The organism is Novosphingobium sp. BL-S-32 (assembly GCF_056857055.1).
Window position 1 is genome coordinate 165,337 of sequence record NZ_CM166476.1, and the last position, 14,804, is coordinate 180,140.

The 14,804-nt window shown below is 64.5% G+C and carries 18 protein-coding genes; 12 read left to right on the top strand and 6 right to left on the bottom strand.

Annotation, left to right across the window (positions count from 1 at the left end; genetic code table 11):
* Positions 1 to 73: 73 nt before the first annotated feature.
* The gene (locus tag AC1VVK_RS00835) at positions 74 to 1,012 is read left to right on the top strand and encodes a D-2-hydroxyacid dehydrogenase (protein ID WP_482904001.1); all 939 of its coding nucleotides are present in this window, start codon (positions 74 to 76) and stop codon (positions 1,010 to 1,012) included.
* 209 nt (positions 1,013 to 1,221) lie between these two features.
* Here the strand turns inward: AC1VVK_RS00835 and AC1VVK_RS00840 are convergent, their stop codons facing one another.
* Together AC1VVK_RS00840 and AC1VVK_RS00845 are read right to left on the bottom strand one after the other, a co-directional pair.
* Complete coding sequence (locus AC1VVK_RS00840) at positions 1,222 to 1,608, bottom strand: hypothetical protein (protein WP_482904002.1); 387 nt, start codon at positions 1,606 to 1,608, stop codon at positions 1,222 to 1,224.
* Positions 1,598 to 1,786 carry a hypothetical protein gene (locus tag AC1VVK_RS00845; protein WP_482904003.1) on the bottom strand — a complete coding sequence of 63 codons (189 nt, stop codon included), beginning with the start codon at positions 1,784 to 1,786 and terminating at the stop codon, positions 1,598 to 1,600. Before AC1VVK_RS00845 ends, AC1VVK_RS00840 begins: the two co-directional genes overlap by 11 nt.
* Before the next feature lie 99 nt (positions 1,787 to 1,885).
* On the opposite strand from AC1VVK_RS00845, the gene AC1VVK_RS00850 reads away from it, so the two are divergent.
* Positions 1,886 to 2,518 (top strand): S24 family peptidase, encoded by a 633-nt coding sequence (locus AC1VVK_RS00850; RefSeq protein WP_482904004.1) that lies wholly within the window; start codon positions 1,886 to 1,888, stop codon positions 2,516 to 2,518.
* 41 nt (positions 2,519 to 2,559) lie between these two features.
* Positions 2,560 to 3,243, top strand: coding sequence for an MBL fold metallo-hydrolase (locus tag AC1VVK_RS00855; RefSeq protein ID WP_482904005.1), 684 nt, complete (start codon positions 2,560 to 2,562; stop codon positions 3,241 to 3,243).
* Between the two features lie 71 nt (positions 3,244 to 3,314).
* On the opposite strand, the gene AC1VVK_RS00860 is transcribed toward AC1VVK_RS00855, so the two are convergent.
* The gene (locus AC1VVK_RS00860; protein WP_132385221.1) at positions 3,315 to 3,707 is read right to left on the bottom strand and encodes an MAPEG family protein; all 393 of its coding nucleotides are present in this window, start codon (positions 3,705 to 3,707) and stop codon (positions 3,315 to 3,317) included.
* 177 nt (positions 3,708 to 3,884) lie between these two features.
* Here AC1VVK_RS00860 and rpmF point away from each other — a divergent pair, with 177 nt between their 5' ends.
* The 5 genes from rpmF to AC1VVK_RS00885 all read left to right on the top strand — a co-directional run bounded on the left by rpmF (position 3,885) and on the right by AC1VVK_RS00885 (position 6,984).
* Entirely contained in the window at positions 3,885 to 4,064 is a 180-nt protein-coding gene (gene rpmF / locus AC1VVK_RS00865; RefSeq protein WP_132385222.1) for a 50S ribosomal protein L32, read from the top strand.
* 28 nt (positions 4,065 to 4,092) lie between these two features.
* Positions 4,093 to 5,154 carry a phosphate acyltransferase PlsX gene (gene plsX, locus AC1VVK_RS00870; protein WP_132385223.1) on the top strand — a complete coding sequence of 354 codons (1,062 nt, stop codon included), beginning with the start codon at positions 4,093 to 4,095 and terminating at the stop codon, positions 5,152 to 5,154.
* Positions 5,154 to 6,122, top strand: a complete 969-nt coding sequence (locus AC1VVK_RS00875; protein WP_482904006.1) for a beta-ketoacyl-ACP synthase III — start codon at positions 5,154 to 5,156, stop codon at positions 6,120 to 6,122. Before plsX ends, AC1VVK_RS00875 begins: the two co-directional genes overlap by 1 nt.
* A gap of 111 nt (positions 6,123 to 6,233) precedes the next feature.
* Entirely contained in the window at positions 6,234 to 6,530 is a 297-nt protein-coding gene (locus tag AC1VVK_RS00880) for an integration host factor subunit alpha (protein ID WP_132385225.1), read from the top strand.
* Between the two features lie 46 nt (positions 6,531 to 6,576).
* Complete coding sequence (locus AC1VVK_RS00885) at positions 6,577 to 6,984, top strand: MerR family transcriptional regulator (RefSeq protein ID WP_482904007.1); 408 nt, start codon at positions 6,577 to 6,579, stop codon at positions 6,982 to 6,984.
* Between the two features lie 63 nt (positions 6,985 to 7,047).
* Here the strand turns inward: AC1VVK_RS00885 and AC1VVK_RS00890 are convergent, their stop codons facing one another.
* Both AC1VVK_RS00890 and AC1VVK_RS00895 read right to left on the bottom strand, forming a co-directional pair.
* Positions 7,048 to 7,593 (bottom strand): SixA phosphatase family protein, encoded by a 546-nt coding sequence (locus AC1VVK_RS00890; RefSeq protein WP_132385227.1) that lies wholly within the window; start codon positions 7,591 to 7,593, stop codon positions 7,048 to 7,050.
* 13 nt (positions 7,594 to 7,606) lie between these two features.
* Positions 7,607 to 10,327 (bottom strand): ATP-dependent DNA helicase, encoded by a 2,721-nt coding sequence (locus AC1VVK_RS00895; RefSeq protein WP_482904008.1) that lies wholly within the window; start codon positions 10,325 to 10,327, stop codon positions 7,607 to 7,609.
* A 171-nt stretch (positions 10,328 to 10,498) separates the two neighbouring features.
* Here AC1VVK_RS00895 and AC1VVK_RS00900 point away from each other — a divergent pair, with 171 nt between their 5' ends.
* Complete coding sequence (locus AC1VVK_RS00900) at positions 10,499 to 11,269, top strand: PadR family transcriptional regulator (RefSeq protein WP_482904009.1); 771 nt, start codon at positions 10,499 to 10,501, stop codon at positions 11,267 to 11,269.
* Positions 11,266 to 11,571: a DUF2218 domain-containing protein gene (locus tag AC1VVK_RS00905; RefSeq protein WP_482904010.1), complete on the top strand. Its 306-nt coding sequence runs from the start codon at positions 11,266 to 11,268 to the stop codon at positions 11,569 to 11,571. The genes AC1VVK_RS00900 and AC1VVK_RS00905 overlap by 4 nt, the downstream gene beginning before the upstream one ends.
* 87 nt (positions 11,572 to 11,658) lie before the next feature.
* Here the strand turns inward: AC1VVK_RS00905 and AC1VVK_RS00910 are convergent, their stop codons facing one another.
* Positions 11,659 to 12,537, bottom strand: a complete 879-nt coding sequence (locus tag AC1VVK_RS00910) for a mechanosensitive ion channel family protein (protein ID WP_132385231.1) — start codon at positions 12,535 to 12,537, stop codon at positions 11,659 to 11,661.
* A 113-nt stretch (positions 12,538 to 12,650) separates the two neighbouring features.
* Here AC1VVK_RS00910 and AC1VVK_RS00915 point away from each other — a divergent pair, with 113 nt between their 5' ends.
* Both AC1VVK_RS00915 and AC1VVK_RS00920 read left to right on the top strand, forming a co-directional pair.
* Positions 12,651 to 14,258, top strand: coding sequence for a lysine--tRNA ligase (locus tag AC1VVK_RS00915; protein WP_482904011.1), 1,608 nt, complete (start codon positions 12,651 to 12,653; stop codon positions 14,256 to 14,258).
* Between the two features lie 12 nt (positions 14,259 to 14,270).
* Entirely contained in the window at positions 14,271 to 14,801 is a 531-nt protein-coding gene (locus AC1VVK_RS00920) for a DUF1003 domain-containing protein (RefSeq protein WP_482904012.1), read from the top strand.
* The last annotated feature ends 3 nt before the right edge of the window (positions 14,802 to 14,804 follow it).

The following is a 14,804-nucleotide window of genomic DNA, read 5'->3' on the forward strand; positions in this document are numbered from 1 at the left end:
GCCCTTGCCATCCTGTCCCCGCTTGCCGATCTTCGTTAACTTCAAGAATTTGCAGAATTCCGGAGTACGAAGAATGACCGCAGCCCTCATCAACGCCCGGTCCCGGCCGCTGCTGGAAGGGCGTTTGCCCGAGGGCGTCGAGCCGCTCTGGTTCGAGAGCCACGATCAGCTTCTGAAACTGGCGCCGCGGGCTGACGTCGCGTGGCTGGATCCGATCCCGCCGGCGGTGGCTGGGGAGTTCATTGCACGGGCGGGCAAGCTCGCCTGGTACAATGCCATGTCCTCCGGCGTGGACTGGTTGCCGCTGAAACTCATGGCCGAGCGGGGGATTCGACTCACCAATGGAGCAGGGATCCACGCGCAGTCGGTCGCAGAATATGCGGTGATGGGCATGCTTACCGTGGCCAAGGGCTGGCGCGACGTGGTGCGCGCGCAGGATCGTCACGAATGGCTGATGGAGCCGCCTGGCAAGCGCGAGTTGCTCGATTCGAAAGTCCTGATCGTCGGTGCGGGTGAGATCGGCGGACGGATCGCCGAAATCCTGCGCGCCTTCGGGGCCGAAGTGACCGGCGTGCGTCGCAGTCCGGGCCCGGGCGAACTCGGATCCGATGAATGGCGCGCAAAGCTTGGCGGGTTCGACTGGGTGATCGCCATCGTGCCGTCGACGCCGGACACGCTGCGGATGTTCGGTGCGGCGGAATTTTCGGCGATGAAGCGAGGGGCGTTCTTCCTCAACTTTGCGCGCGGCACGGTGATCGAACAGGATGCGCTGCTTGACGCCATCGATTCGGGGCATCTTGGCGCCGCGTTCCTCGATGTGACGGAACCGGAACCGCTACCGGCCGACCACCCGCTCTGGTCGCGCGATAACGTGCATGTCTCGATGCACTTGTCCGGCCGGGCGCAAGATGCGTTGTTCGAGCGGGGGGCGGCCCGGTTTCTGGCCAATCTTGGCCGATTCGTGCGCGGCGAGCCGCTCGCGCACGTCGTCGACTTTTCGCTGGGATACTAAGGCAAAGCTGCAAGGGGCCGCCAAATTTTCCCGTCATCCCCGCGAAGGCGGGGATCCCGCTTCTTGAGCCCGACACGAGAGGTTGAGAAGGAACCCGACACGAGAGGTTGAGAAGGAAGCGGGGCCCCCGCCTTCGCGGGGGCGACGGAGTGGTTAGACTGACGGTCCGACGTCGATAACGAGCGCTTTGGCGGGTGGCCGCCTAAGCGTCAGGTCTCGTCGAGAAGCAGCAGTTCCACCTCGACGATCATGTGTGCCGGTGAGCCCGCCACATGATCGACTCCAGCAATCGTCGCATCGGCCACAAGCTGTCCGGGCAGCGTGAATTCATGATCGGGCAGGGCGGCAATCAGCGCTTCGCCCGCGTCGAGACCGTCTCGGCCCGTGAATTCCAGCGCGATGGTATGGCGTGAACCGGAAAAGGTCGCGCTGCTCCACGGCCGTTCGGCATGGCGCTGGAACTCGGCGCGCGGGCCGGCGAGGTGCAGCACTTCCGAAAGCAGCAGCAGCCAGGGCCCGCGCGAGTGCGATTCGGTACCCAGCGCGCGGCGGGCGGTTGCGAGCGGCGATGCGGAATCCAGGGACTCAGAACGCATGATCGGCCTCCTTGTAAGTGGCCATGAAGCTTTCGACGCGGGCGGCGGTGCCGGGACGCGGCATGCGGCCATTGCGCAAATCGACAACGAATCGGGGGTCGCCGGCGGCGAGTCGGCCGAACTTGGTGCACGGCATGTCGGTGTTGCGCAGGAAAATCTCTATCTGGCGCAGGAGCATCTTGGGGGTGTCCTCCTATGGACGGCGGTTTATGTTCCTCAAATGTTCCAACTGAAATCCTACTTGTCTAGGAAATTTCCTTCGCGTACGGATTATATTATGGAAAGCGCCGATGCCCGCAGCCGCCTGCTTGAACTTGCCGATGGGCGGGGCGTGAGCCTCTCCGCCCTGTCCCGGATGATCGGCAAGAATGCGAGCTATCTTCAGCAATTCATTAAGAAAGGTAGTCCGAAAAAGCTGGAGGAGGTGGACCGAAGCGCGCTCGCCCGTTTCTTCGGCGTGGAAGAGAGCGAGCTGGGAAAGGCGAAGGAAAATTACGACGCGGCACCGGCATGGATCGGTGTTCCGCGTCTGACCGTGGGGGCTTCGGCGGGGCCGGGCGCGCACGCCGGGGATGAGAAAGTTTTCGGCACGCTGCGTTTCTCGGCCCGGTGGCTGCGGTCGATGGGGCTGAGCCCCGAAATGCTGTCGGCCATCACGGTCTCGGGCGATTCGATGGAGCCGACTCTGCGGCACGGTGACGAGATTCTTGTCGACAGTGAGTGGCAGCCGCTGCGCGACGGCATTCATGTCGTGCGGCTCGACGATACGGTGCTGGTCAAGCGACTGGGATCGGTGGGGGCAGGGCGCGTCGTGCTGTCCAGCGACAATCCGGCCTATCGCCCCATTACCTGCGGACTTGCCGAAATCGTGGTGATCGGCCGAGTCGTCTGGAAGGGCGGCCGAATCTAGTCCGGTTGCAATCGAGAAGGCTTGCGGCCATTTCGGCAGGCATGACTGAAACTGCCGACGAACGACCGATGCGCGTGGGAATCATTCCCGTGACGCCGCTCCAGCAAAACTGCTCGCTCCTGTGGTGCACGAAGACCATGCGCGGCGCTTTCGTCGATCCCGGTGGGGACTTGCCGAAGTTGCGCAAGGCGCTGGAGCAGACCGGCGTGACGCTCGAAAAGATTCTCGTCACGCACGGGCATCTCGATCACTGCGGGATGGCCGGGGTGTTCGCCAAGGAAATGGGCGTTCCCATCGAGGGGCCGCACGAGGAAGATCGTTTCTGGATCGCGCAGCTCAATGACGACGGCCCGCGCTGGAACATGGAGGCGCACACGTTCGAACCGGATCGCTGGCTCGATACCGGCGACAAGGTGACGGTGGGCGAGCTTGAGCTCGATGTCTATCACTGCCCCGGTCATACGCCGGGCCATGTCGTCTTCCACCATGCGGCCAGCAAGTTCGCGATGGTGGGCGATGTGCTGTTCCAGGGCGGAATCGGCCGCTGGGACTTCCCACGCGGCAATCTGGAAGACCTTGTGAACTCGATCACCGGGCACCTCTGGCCGCTGGGCGATGAAGTGACGTTCGTTCCGGGGCATGGCCCCGTCAGCACTTTCGGTGAGGAGCGCCGCAGCAATCCTTATGTAGGCGATGCGGCGCTGGCGCGAGGCCTGCCTGCCTGAGCACGTCCGGGGCGCGCTCAGGCAGCGAGTCTATATGTAAGTGTGAAGTCCGGTTTCGGCCGGGCTTCTGCTCAGAATCGTCCGAGGGCGATCAGAAGCGCCATGACCGACAGGCCCAGCAGCGTGAGGATGGTGATGATCGTCCCCGCGGCGCGGAGCAGGTTGGGACGGTCCAGATCCATGCCAAAGGCGTGGAGCACGCGCCCTAGCATGAAGATCGACCCGACGATGGCCAGCCAGGCCCCCGCCTTGCCGGTCATCTCGATCGCGGCGACGAGGATCAGCACGAACGGCGTGCTCTCCACGAAATTGAGCTGCGCGCGCATGCGATAGGCAAGCCGCGCGTTGCCGCCATCGCCGTGGAGAACCTTTTCCTTGGTGCGAAGCTGGCCGATGCGGAGTATATGCCAGAAGGTAATTACCGCGGCAGCGGCTGCCAGGCACAAGGTTGTCTGCAGAATCATGTGAGGTTTCTCTCCGTTCCCCGGGGTGTTGCGGTTTTCGCGTTCATGCGCCGGGGAGGAACGGGTTGCAACTCGTGAGAAATCGGTTATAGGCGCGCCTTCGCAAGCCGCCGGTCCGGTTGAAGTCGGTCTCGGCGGCATTTTTGACATTCATTTATTCCAGGAACAGGTGCCGAAATGGCTGTCCCTAAGAGAAAGACCACCCCTTCCCGCCGTGGCATGCGCCGCAGCCATGACGCGCTGAAGGTCGAGGCTTTCCACGAATGCTCGAACTGTGGCGAGCTGAAGCGCCCGCACAACCTTTGCAACGCTTGCGGCCACTACAACGGTCGTGAGATCGTCGCGGTCGAAGTCTAAGACCAACGACGACTTTCGGAGAAAGAGCATGAGTCTGCCGCGTATCGCAATCGATGCGATGGGCGGCGACGAGGGCGTGCGCGTCATGATTGAGGGCGCGGCACTCGCGCGCCGTCGCCATGATCGCTTCAAGTTCCTGCTGGTGGGTGACGAGGCGCGGATCAAATCCGCGCTCGAGGATCACCCGAACCTCAGGGCAAGCTCCGAAATCCTGCACACCGATGGCGTCATCAGTGGCGAGGACAAGCCCAGCCAGGCATTGCGCCGGGCCAAGGGCACCTCGATGGGGCGCGCTATCGAGGCGGTGAAGGCGGGCGACGCCGGAGCCGCCGTCAGTGCCGGTAACACCGGCGCCCTGATGGCGATCTCCAAGCTGACGCTGCGCACGATGCCCGGTATCGACAGGCCGGCCTTGGCCGCGCTCTTGCCGACGCTGGGTGAAAACGACCTCGTGATGCTCGACCTCGGCGCCAATGCCGAGTGCGACGCGCGCAACCTCGTGCAATTCGCGATCATGGGCGCTGCCTATGCCCGCGTCGCCACGGGGCGCGAGCAACCGCGCGTGCGCCTGCTGAACATCGGTACCGAAGAAACCAAGGGCACCGACATGCTGCGCGACGCGGCAGCGATGCTCAAGGCGGCGGCGGCCGACCTGTCGATCTCGTTTGACGGCTTCTCCGAGGCCGACAAGCTGGGGCGCGGGGACATGGACGTCATCGTTACCGATGGTTTCTCCGGCAATGTCGCGCTGAAAGCGGTGGAAGGCACGGCGCGTTTCGTGGCCGATCTGCTTCGCCGCGGCTTCAGCAGCTCCCTGCGTTCGAAGATCGGGTTCCTGATCTCGAAACCGGCGACCGAGCTGCTCAAGCATCATCTCGATCCCAACAATCATAATGGCGCGGTTTTCCTGGGTCTCAACGGCATTGTCGTGAAAAGCCATGGCGGTGCCAATGCCGCCGGGGTCGCGAATGCCGTGGCGGTTACGGCGCGCCTCCTGGAGGAAAACGTGACCGAGCGGATCTCCGCCGACCTCGCCCGCGTGGGCGGGACTTCCCTGCGCAAGCCGCGCGTGACGGAAGAGAGCGCCTGATGTTGCGTTCGGTCATTGTCGGCACGGGCTCCGCCCTGCCGCGCCGTGCGGTCAGCAATGCCGAGCTTGCCGAGCAAGTCGACACCAGCGACGAGTGGATCGTCGAGCGCACCGGCATTTCCAACCGCCATATCGCTGCCGACGACGAAACGACGTCCAGCCTTGCCACCGATGCCGCGCGCAACGCGCTGGCGGCGGCGGGGATCGAGGCGGCTTCGATCGACCTGATCGTGCTCGCCACGGCAACGCCGGACCAGACGTTCCCGGCTTCCGCGACTCTGGTGCAGGCGAATCTCGGCTGCCGTGGCGGAATCGCCTTCGACGTGGCCGCGGTCTGCTCGGGCTTTCTCTATGCCTTGGGCGTGGCCGACTCGATGCTGCGTTCGGGCATGGCCAAGCGCGCGCTGGTGATCGGTTCGGAAACCTTCAGCCGCATTCTCGACTGGGAAGACCGCACGACCTGCGTGCTCTTCGGCGACGGCGCCGGGGCCATCGTGCTCGAAGCGCAGGAGCAGGGCGGTGAGAATCTGCGCGGCGTACTCGCCACCCGCCTTCATGCCGATGGCGCCCACAACCAGCTTCTCTATGTGGACGGCGGTCCTTCGACCACCGGGACCGTGGGCAAGCTGCGTATGAAGGGTCGTGAGGTTTTCCGCCATGCGGTGGTGAATCTGGCGGAAGTCCTTGAGGAAGTGCTCGTCGAAACCGGCCATACTTCGCAGGATATCGACTGGCTGGTGCCGCATCAGGCCAATGCCCGCATCCTCGACGCGACCGCCAGGAAGCTGAATCTGCCGAGAGAAAAGGTCGTGATGACCGTCGGTCAGCACGCGAATACGTCCGCCGCATCGGTTCCGCTGGCGCTCGATCAGGCCGTTCGCGATGGCCGAATCAAGCAGGGAGACCTCGTTGTACTCGAGGCAATGGGCGGCGGATTTACCTGGGGAGCAAGCCTCGTCCGCATGTGAATTTGCCCACGATCGAAAGTATCGTGGCATTTACTGCACGGAGCATTGCTTTTCCCTCATTTTTTCATATTATCGTCATGGGGGTCAGCGCTCTTAGGGGATGCGGGATTGATGCGCTCCATGGAAACATTGACCAGGGCTGAGATCGCGGAAGCCATTCACCGGAGGCTCGGGCTCTCACGCGCCGAATCGCTGGGCATGGTGGAGGCTATACTCCAGCACATGTCGCTCGCACTTACCGATGGGGAGAACGTAAAGATCTCCGGTTTCGGTACATTCCTGTTGCGAGACAAAGGCGAACGTGTCGGACGCAATCCGAAGACGGGGGTGGAAGTGCCCATTACCCCGCGCCGGGTGATGACATTCCGCGCCAGCCAGATGCTCAAGGATCGCATCGCAGAGATGTGATCGTGGCCGCTCCCGCGGGGCGGCACCGCCCAGAGGAGCCCGTTTCATGTCCGGAAATTCGGAACGTCCCCGCTTTGAGGACGGGAAGGATGCGCAGGCGCTTCGCACTATCGGCGAAGTGACGAAGGCGCTTGGTGTGCGCCAGCACGTGCTGCGTTACTGGGAAGAGCAGTTTCCCGCGCTTCAGCCGATCAAGCGTGCTGGGGGGCGGCGTTACTATCGCCCGGAAGACATTGCGCTGATTGCCGAAATCGACCGGCTCGTCCACCGCGAGGGCTATACGTTGCGCGGCGCGCGCCAGGCGATCGAGGGACGTTCCGATGAGGACGAAAGCGCCGGACCTGTCGTCGTCGAGGCCGCGATTCCGGCGCATGACGCCGTTTCCAATGACGAAATTATGGATCGCCTGCGCGCCATTCGGGCGCATCTAGCCCAGGCTTTGGTCGCGGCCTGACAAGGTTTCGATAGGGCGGGGTTTCGACAGGGCGGGCACCTTTATGGACCCGCCATTTTCTTCTCAATATTCGACTTGAGGACCCAGCGCCGGGTCAAGATCGCGCGGGCGAGTCAAATGGACCAGCCTGCCGCGACCCTCGCTGATGTCCGCCCACGAATCGATATCGAGTTCGATCACCGCAAAGGCGGCGGTCGGGAACTTTTCCTCGACCATGTCGCGCATCGGGCTTGATCCATCGTCGGGCACGAGGTCAAAGATCAGGTCTTCGAGACCGGGGTTGTGGCCGACCAGCATGATCGCGCGCGGATCGCCCGACTGTTCGCGCAGCAGGTCGATCAGCGTGGCGGAACTGGCGAGATAGAGTCGGCGGTCCCACGTAAGCGGCGGCGACTCGCCGGCGGCTTCTTCGGCCAGTTCGATGGTCTGCGCCGCGCGCACGGCGGGCGAGGCCAGGATACGGTTCCACTTTACCGTGTGATCGCGGATGTGCAGGCCCATCAGTGCTGCGCCTTTGCGCCCACGCTTGTTGAGCGGGCGGTCGAAATCGCGCAGGCGTGCATCGTTCCAGTCGGACTTGGCGTGCCTGAAAATGCCGAGAGTCTTCATGCCGATGATGCGCTCACACTGGGGGGCGGACGGGATCGCCGTCCTTCACGGTTTCCCCTGAAACACTTGCTGCCACACGATGCAAGGCTTCCTCCAACGAAATGCGACGCACCGGGGTCCCTTGCGGGAAGGCGCTGAGCAGGCGTGAGGGGAAAGCGGAGGAAAGCACCACGAAATGCCCGTGGTCTTCGCGGCTGCGGATCAGGCGGCCGAAGGCCTGCGCCAGCTTGGCGCGGATCAGGCTGTCGTCAAAGGCGGAACCGCCCCCGGCGACCCGCCGCGCGCGGTGCAGAATTGTCGGTCGCGGCCAAGGCACTTGCTCCATGACGACAAGACGGAGCGAATGGCCGGGCACGTCCACACCGTCGCGCAAGGCATCGGTGCCCAATAGCGAGGCCTTGGGATCGTCGCGGAAGATGTCGACCAGCGTGCCGGTGTCGATCGGATCGACATGCTGGGCATAGAGCGGCAGCCCGCCGCGCGCGAGACGATCGGCGATGCGGCCATGCACCGCGCGCAGACGGCGGATCGCGGTGAACAGGCCCAGCACGCCGCCGCCCGATGCCTCGATCAGTCGCCCATAGGCGCCAGCCAGCGCCGGAATATCGCCGCGCGGCACATCGTTGACGATCAGCACTTCGGCCTGCGCGGCGTAGTCGAACGGGCTCAGATGCTCGGAAAGTTTGGGCGCCACGTCGATATAAGGCGTGCCGGAACGCTTGATCGCCTGATCCCACGTGTCGCCGTCGCGCAGCGTGGCGGACGTCATGACGACGCCGTGCGCGGGTTCCAGCACGACACTGGCGAAGGGCTTCATCGGATCCAGCCAATGGCGATGGATGCCGGTATCGTACTCGCGCGCCTCGGAGCGTTCGAGCGACAGCCAGTCGACAAATTCGGGATCGGCCGGGCCGGCGAGGCGGGCCAGCATCGCTTCCCATGCTGCCAGCAGGTCGATTCGCCAGCTCAGGGAGTGGCGCGCGCCTTCGATACGGGCGCGGCCGGGGCCGTCCAGCCAGTCCGGCCCGTCCTCCAGCAGTGCCTCCAGCCTGAGGCCAAGGCGCATGAGGGGCTGGCGCAGCTCTGCCAGTGCCTCTCGCGCGGCTTCGGACACTTCCACGAAGGCGCCGTCGAGCCCGGCCGCCTCGGTTTCGAGTCCGTAGCCCGCTTCCTGCCCGCCGCTTTCGTCGCGGGCATAGACCGTCGCGCGGACGGCCGCGAAAAGCTCTTCCAGCGGGCCCGATGCCGCGCCTTCGACGATGCGCTGCATCCAGCCGTCGCCCGGCAGCGCCTCGGCGGCGGCGACGGCTGCGGTGATCGCCTTAGCGCCGGCCTCGTCATAGCTGGCGACATCGGCGAGTCGCGCGGAAAGCCCGCGACGGCGCCCGCGCGCGTTCTTTTCAGGGCCGATCACCCAGCGGCGCAACTCGATGGCCTCGGTGCCGGTCAGCGCGGCAGCGAACGTCGAATCGGCGGCGTCGAACACGTGATGGCCTTCGTCGAACACCACGCGAGTAGGGCGCGAGGCCTGATCGCGGCCGCGCGCGGCATTGATCATGACGAGGGCGTGATTACCGATCACGAGATCCGCGCCGACGCTGGCGCGGGTGGCGCGTTCGATGAAGCACTTCCGGAAATGCGGGCACCCGGCATAGACGCATTCGCCACGCCGGTCGGTGAGGGCGGTGATGCCGCGCTGGCGGAACAGCGTGCCCAGCCAGCCGGGCAGGTCGCCGCCGATCATGTCGCCGTCCTGCGAATAGGCGGCCCAGCGCGCAACGATCTGCGCCATGATCGCGGCGCGACCGGCGAATCCGCCTTGCAGCGCGTCCTCAAGGTTGAGCAGGCAGAGGTAGTTTTCGCGGCCCTTGCGCACGACGACGGGCTGGCTGCCGTCCGGCCGGTATTCCGGCCAGGCGCGGCGGCTTTCCTGGCGAAGCTGGCGTTGCAGGGCCTTGGTATATGTCGAAACCCAGACGGTTCCGCCCGATTGCTGCGCCCAGAGCGAGGCCGGGGCGAGATAGCCCAGCGTCTTGCCAATGCCGGTGCCGGCTTGCGCCAGCACCACGTGCGGACGGCCGCGCGCCTCGCGCGGGGCGAAGGCTTCCGAGGCCTCTACCGCATAGGCGCGCTGGCTCTCGCGCTGTTCCGCGCCGGTTCCGGTGAGTTGGGCCAGCCGTTGCAACACTTCGCCGGGCTGCAGCGTGATCTGGCGGGGCTGCGGGAGTTCCGGCGTTTCGTCCCACTCGGGAAGGCGCGTGAAGAGCCAGCGTTCGGCGCGCTGCGGCTTGGCGATCCGCGCTGTGAGCAAGGTGGACCATGGCCAGCGCATGCGGATCAGCGATTGCAGGCCGGTCCATGCGCCCTCGCGCTCCGGCCAGTCGGGGCTTTCGCACGTTTCCAGCAGGGCGCCCGCCGCTTCCTGTAACAGGCGCGGCACGTCGGCATCGCTGGTGGGTTCCTCAAGGCCCAGCGCGTGGGCGAGGCCCTTGGGAGTGGGCACCACGAAGCGCGCCGGGTGAATGAAGGCGTAGAGTTCGAGCAGGTCGAGCCCGGAAAGGTCCGGATAACCGAGCCGCGTCGCCACCAGCGGCGCGTTCAGGATCAGCAGCGGCGTGTCGGCAGCGGCGGTGACGGCCTCTCCCTTCGATACCGGGCGAGTCGTGCCGGGCCCCTCGCGGAGCCAGGAGCCGGCGTGGCTGGCGTGGAGCGCGGGCAAGGGTAGGGCGGCCATGGCCTTCGTCTTAGGCGCGGAGGGCGCGAAGGGAAACCTCGCGGGGCGCGCTTTCGTCAGAAACGAGGGTGTCTCGATAAAAATACGTCAAGATACATTTTAGCCTCTTGCGGATCTCGCTTTAAGATATATCTTGTAGCCATCATGAAGACACAACGAAACGAGATGAAAATGATGAAGATCCATCACAAGCGCGGCCATGGCCGCGGATGCGGCCGCGGCGAACGCAGTGGCCGCGAAGAATTCGGCGCCGAGTTTGGCGGTCACGGCTTTGGTGACAGGCGCTTCGACCCGCGCGGCATGCGCGGTCGCGGCGGTTTCGGCATGGAACGCGGTCCGTTCGGCCGCGATGGTGACGATTTCGAGGGCGGCTTCCCCGGTGGCCGTGGACGCGGTCGCGGCGGCCGGGGCGAAGGCTTCGGTGGCGGCTTTGGCGGGGGCTTCGGTCCCGGTGGCGGCCGCATGGGCGGTCGTCGCAAGCGTCTGTTCGAACAGGCCGAACTCCAGGTTCTCCTGCTCGCGCTGATCGTCGAGGCACCGCGCCATGGCTATGAGCTGATCCGCGAGATCGAGGCGCTTTCGGGCGGTGACTACGCGCCCAGCCCGGGCGTGGTCTATCCCGCGCTCACCTACATGGAAGAAGCGGGCCTGATCTCGGCAAAGGCCGAGGAAGGCGCGCGCAAGTCCTACGAAGCGACCGATGAAGGCCGCAAGCAGGCCGAGACCGACGCCGAGAAGGCCGTGGAACTGAAGGCCCGCCTCTCGGCATTGGCCGAGGCGCGCGACAAGGTCGATCCGGCCCCGGTGCGCCGCGCGATCCATGCGCTGCGGACCGCGATGCACGACCGTCTTTCGAAGGACGGCGCCAATCGCGAGGTCATCCTCCAGATCGCCGATGCGCTCGACGAGGCAACCCGCAAGATCGAAAGGATCGAGGTTTGAGCCACACGATCACGGCGAAAGTCGCCACGCCGAATGGCGGCAAGTACGTCCAGCAGCTTTGCAAGCACTGGAGCCACAAGCTGGAAAGCCGCGTGGACGGCGATACCGGCACGGTAACGTTCCCGACGGCTGTGGCGACGATGACGGCGGATGGCGAGGGCATCGCCATCGCCATCACCGGCGAGAACCGGGACGATGTGGAGCAACTGACCGACGTGGTCGCGCGCCATATCGACCGCTTCGCCTTTCGCGAAGATCCGCTGACCTATGACTGGCAATGGCAGGAAACTGCGGCTCAGTGATCCACTGATCCAAAGCGACACCGCCCCGCTCTCCCATCCGGCTCAAGGCCGGTGGGAGGCGGGGCGGTGTCGTTTTCGGCAGTAGCGTCAGGCCGCGCGCTTGTCCTGTGAATGGGCGCGGTCGATCGGCAGCGCTTCCTTGAAGGTATTGGTGACATAGGGGTAGGGGATCTCGATCCCTTCGCCGTCCAGCGCCGTCTTGATCGCCTTGATGGCATGGCTCTTGGTCACGCGCATGTCCTGCGGGCTGGTATCAGCCCACCACTGGATCAGGAAGTCGATCGAGCTGGAATTGAAGCGCTGGGCGACGACGAGCACGGCCTTCGTGGCATCGATGCCCTTCACTCCGGCGACAGCATCGCGAAGCAGGGTTTCGGCGCGGTCGAGATCGGCGTCGTAGGAAATGCCCACGACCAGTTCGTCGCGGCGCACCGGTTCGTCATTGAGGATGCGCACCGGGTTCTTGAACAGCATCGAGTTGGGCACGACGGTCAGTTCGCCGGTGAACTGGCGGATGTGGCTCTCACGCAGGGTGATGCGTTCGACTTTGCCCTGGATGTTGTTGCATTCGATCGAATCGCCGATGTTCATCTTGTCGCGCAGCATGATGAGCACGCCGGCGAGGAAGTTTTCGAAGATGTCCTGAAACGCGAAACCGATGGCGAGGGCGCCGACACCGAGACCGGCAAAAGCACCCGCCGGCGTGAAGCTCGGCACGGCAACGGTCAGGGCCACCAGCGAGCCGATGATCCACACGAACAGACGCACCAGCGTATCGAAAAGCTGTTTGAGGTCGTTGCGGATGCGCGTGCGGCCGGTCAGCTTGTCGGCGATGCGCACGGCGAATCGTGCGAGAATCCAGGTGACCACCAGCACCATCAGCGAAATGACGAGGCTCGGCAGCGCTGCCACGAAACTGTCGGCCATGCTTTCGAGCTGTCTTTGCAGGGTGTCGACGTATCTCACGATCAATTCGTATCCTTTTGCGACATGAGGAACCTAACGGCTTCCCCACTGGAGTAGTTCCCCAGACCGCTTCGCGCTTGCGAAATGCGGCGAATTCGCGTCATAGCGCGCGCATGACTGAACAAGCCCTGATCGAAGCCGCTCGCGTGTCCAAGGCCTGGCCCTTCCAGGAGGCCCAGAAGCTGCTCAAGCGTTATCCGAATGGCAAACCCGGCAATGCGCCGGTGCTGTTCGAGACCGGTTACGGTCCCTCGGGCCTACCGCATATCGGCACGTTCCAGGAAGTGCTGCGCACCACGCTGGTGCGCCGCGCCTACGAGACGCTGACCGGCGGCGCGCCCACGCGCCTTGTTGCCTTCTCGGACGACATGGACGGCCTGCGCAAGGTGCCGGACAATATTCCGGGCGCCGATGTGCTCGCCGCCAATCTCGGCAAGCCGCTCAGCCGCATTCCCGATCCTTTCGGCACGCACGAGAGCTTTGCGCACCACAACAACGCGATGCTGCGCGACTTTCTTGACCGTTTCGGCTTCGACTACGAGTTCGTCTCGGCCAGCGATCGCTACAATTCGGGCGCGTTCGACGCGGCGCTGACGCGCGTGCTGGAATGCAACCAGGGCATTCTCGACGTCATGCTGCCGACGCTGCGCGAGGAGCGCCGCAAAACCTATTCGCCGGTCCTGCCGGTCTCGCCCAGCAGCGGCGTGGTGCTTCAGGTTCCGGTCGAAGTGCTCGACGTGGCCACCGGCATGATCCGATTCACTGACGAGGACGGTTCTGTCGTCGAGCAGAGCGCGTTCGGCGGCAAGGCCAAGCTCCAGTGGAAGGTCGACTGGGCGATGCGCTGGTACGCGCTGGGCGTCGACTATGAAATGTGCGGCAAGGACCTGACCGATTCGGTCACCCAGTCCGGCAAGATCGTGCAGATCCTGGGCGGGCGTAAGCCGGAAGGCCTGATCTACGAGCTGTTCCTTGACGAGAATGGCGAGAAGATCTCGAAGTCCAAGGGCAACGGCCTGACCATCGAGCAGTGGCTGACTTACGGCACCGAGGAATCGCTGGGCTTCTACCTGTTCCGCGAGCCCAAGAGCGCCAAGCAGCTCCATGTCGGCGTGATTCCCAAGGCGGTGGACGAATACTGGCAGTTCCGCGGCAATCTGGCCGATCAGGCAGTCGACAAGCAGCTCGGCAACCCGGTCTGGCACCTGCTGCGCGCGAGCGCTTCTGGTGAGGGCGCGGGCGCAGGCGATACCGTGCCGGTGACGTTCTCGCTGCTGCTCAACCTTGTCGGCGTGCTTGGTGCCGATGCCACGGCGGAGCAGGTCTGGTCCTACCTCGGCAACTATATCGAGGACGCCCGTCCCGAAGCGCATCCGGAACTGGGCGAGATGGTCCGCGCTGCGCTCGCCACCAACCGCGACTTCATCGCGCCGACCCTGAAGCGCCGCGCGCCGACCGCCAATGAGGCCGAGGCGCTCAAGGTGCTGGACGCCGAACTGGAAAAGCTGGGCGCCGATGCCACGGCGGAAAACCTCCAAAATGCGGTCTACGAGATCGGCAAGAACGAGGCCTATGGCTTCGAGACGCTACGCGACTGGTTCAAGGCGCTTTACGAGACGCTGCTCGGTTCTCCGCAGGGTCCGCGCATGGGCAGCTTCATTGCCCTTTACGGCGTACCCGAAACGCGCAAACTGATTGCGGAGGCCCTTTCGGCCGCTTGATTGGGGCCGAATATGCACAAAAATCCGCGAACGCCCGAGGAACTCGCCGAGGAACTCCTCGGGCGTAAGCTGGAGGAACTCGATCCCGAAGACCGCCATGTGCTGGGCCGGATCGCGTCGGGAACGCTGATCGGCCCCGATGCGGACGAACTGGCCTCCATGCACGCCTCGCACGGCGACCGCATTGCCGACAAAGTGGCGGCGGTTGGCGGTAGCTGGGGCTTTATCATTGCCTTCGGCGTGGTGCTGCTGGTCTGGATGCTGCTCAATTCCAGCGTGCTTCAGGCACTCGGGATCAAGCCCTTCGACGCCTATCCCTACATCTTCCTGAACCTGATGCTCTCGATGCTGGCGGCGATCCAGGCGCCGGTCATCATGATGAGCCAGAACCGGCAGTCGGACAAGGATCGCATCACCGCCCGCCACGACTATGAGGTGAACTTGCGCACGCAGTTGGAGATCATCCGGCTGCACCGCCGTTTCGATCACCTCATGGAATATCTGGACAACCGGCAGGCGGCCAAGGACGGCGAAGAGGCCTGATCG

What these genes read in the sequence shown, in the direction of transcription:
- AC1VVK_RS00835 (WP_482904001.1), top strand. Translation starts at nt 74, where the DNA reads ATGACCGCAGCCCTCATCAACGCCCGGTCCCGGCCGCTGCTGGAAGGG.
- AC1VVK_RS00840 (WP_482904002.1), bottom strand. Translation starts at nt 1,608, where the DNA reads ATGCGTTCTGAGTCCCTGGATTCCGCATCGCCGCTCGCAACCGCCCGC.
- AC1VVK_RS00845 (WP_482904003.1), bottom strand. Translation starts at nt 1,786, where the DNA reads ATGCTCCTGCGCCAGATAGAGATTTTCCTGCGCAACACCGACATGCCG.
- AC1VVK_RS00850 (WP_482904004.1), top strand. Translation starts at nt 1,886, where the DNA reads ATGGAAAGCGCCGATGCCCGCAGCCGCCTGCTTGAACTTGCCGATGGG.
- AC1VVK_RS00855 (WP_482904005.1), top strand. Translation starts at nt 2,560, where the DNA reads ATGACTGAAACTGCCGACGAACGACCGATGCGCGTGGGAATCATTCCC.
- AC1VVK_RS00860 (WP_132385221.1), bottom strand. Translation starts at nt 3,707, where the DNA reads ATGATTCTGCAGACAACCTTGTGCCTGGCAGCCGCTGCCGCGGTAATT.
- rpmF (WP_132385222.1), top strand. Translation starts at nt 3,885, where the DNA reads ATGGCTGTCCCTAAGAGAAAGACCACCCCTTCCCGCCGTGGCATGCGC.
- plsX (WP_132385223.1), top strand. Translation starts at nt 4,093, where the DNA reads ATGAGTCTGCCGCGTATCGCAATCGATGCGATGGGCGGCGACGAGGGC.
- AC1VVK_RS00875 (WP_482904006.1), top strand. Translation starts at nt 5,154, where the DNA reads ATGTTGCGTTCGGTCATTGTCGGCACGGGCTCCGCCCTGCCGCGCCGT.
- AC1VVK_RS00880 (WP_132385225.1), top strand. Translation starts at nt 6,234, where the DNA reads ATGCGCTCCATGGAAACATTGACCAGGGCTGAGATCGCGGAAGCCATT.
- AC1VVK_RS00885 (WP_482904007.1), top strand. Translation starts at nt 6,577, where the DNA reads ATGTCCGGAAATTCGGAACGTCCCCGCTTTGAGGACGGGAAGGATGCG.
- AC1VVK_RS00890 (WP_132385227.1), bottom strand. Translation starts at nt 7,593, where the DNA reads ATGAAGACTCTCGGCATTTTCAGGCACGCCAAGTCCGACTGGAACGAT.
- AC1VVK_RS00895 (WP_482904008.1), bottom strand. Translation starts at nt 10,327, where the DNA reads ATGGCCGCCCTACCCTTGCCCGCGCTCCACGCCAGCCACGCCGGCTCC.
- AC1VVK_RS00900 (WP_482904009.1), top strand. Translation starts at nt 10,499, where the DNA reads ATGATGAAGATCCATCACAAGCGCGGCCATGGCCGCGGATGCGGCCGC.
- AC1VVK_RS00915 (WP_482904011.1), top strand. Translation starts at nt 12,651, where the DNA reads ATGACTGAACAAGCCCTGATCGAAGCCGCTCGCGTGTCCAAGGCCTGG.
- AC1VVK_RS00920 (WP_482904012.1), top strand. Translation starts at nt 14,271, where the DNA reads ATGCACAAAAATCCGCGAACGCCCGAGGAACTCGCCGAGGAACTCCTC.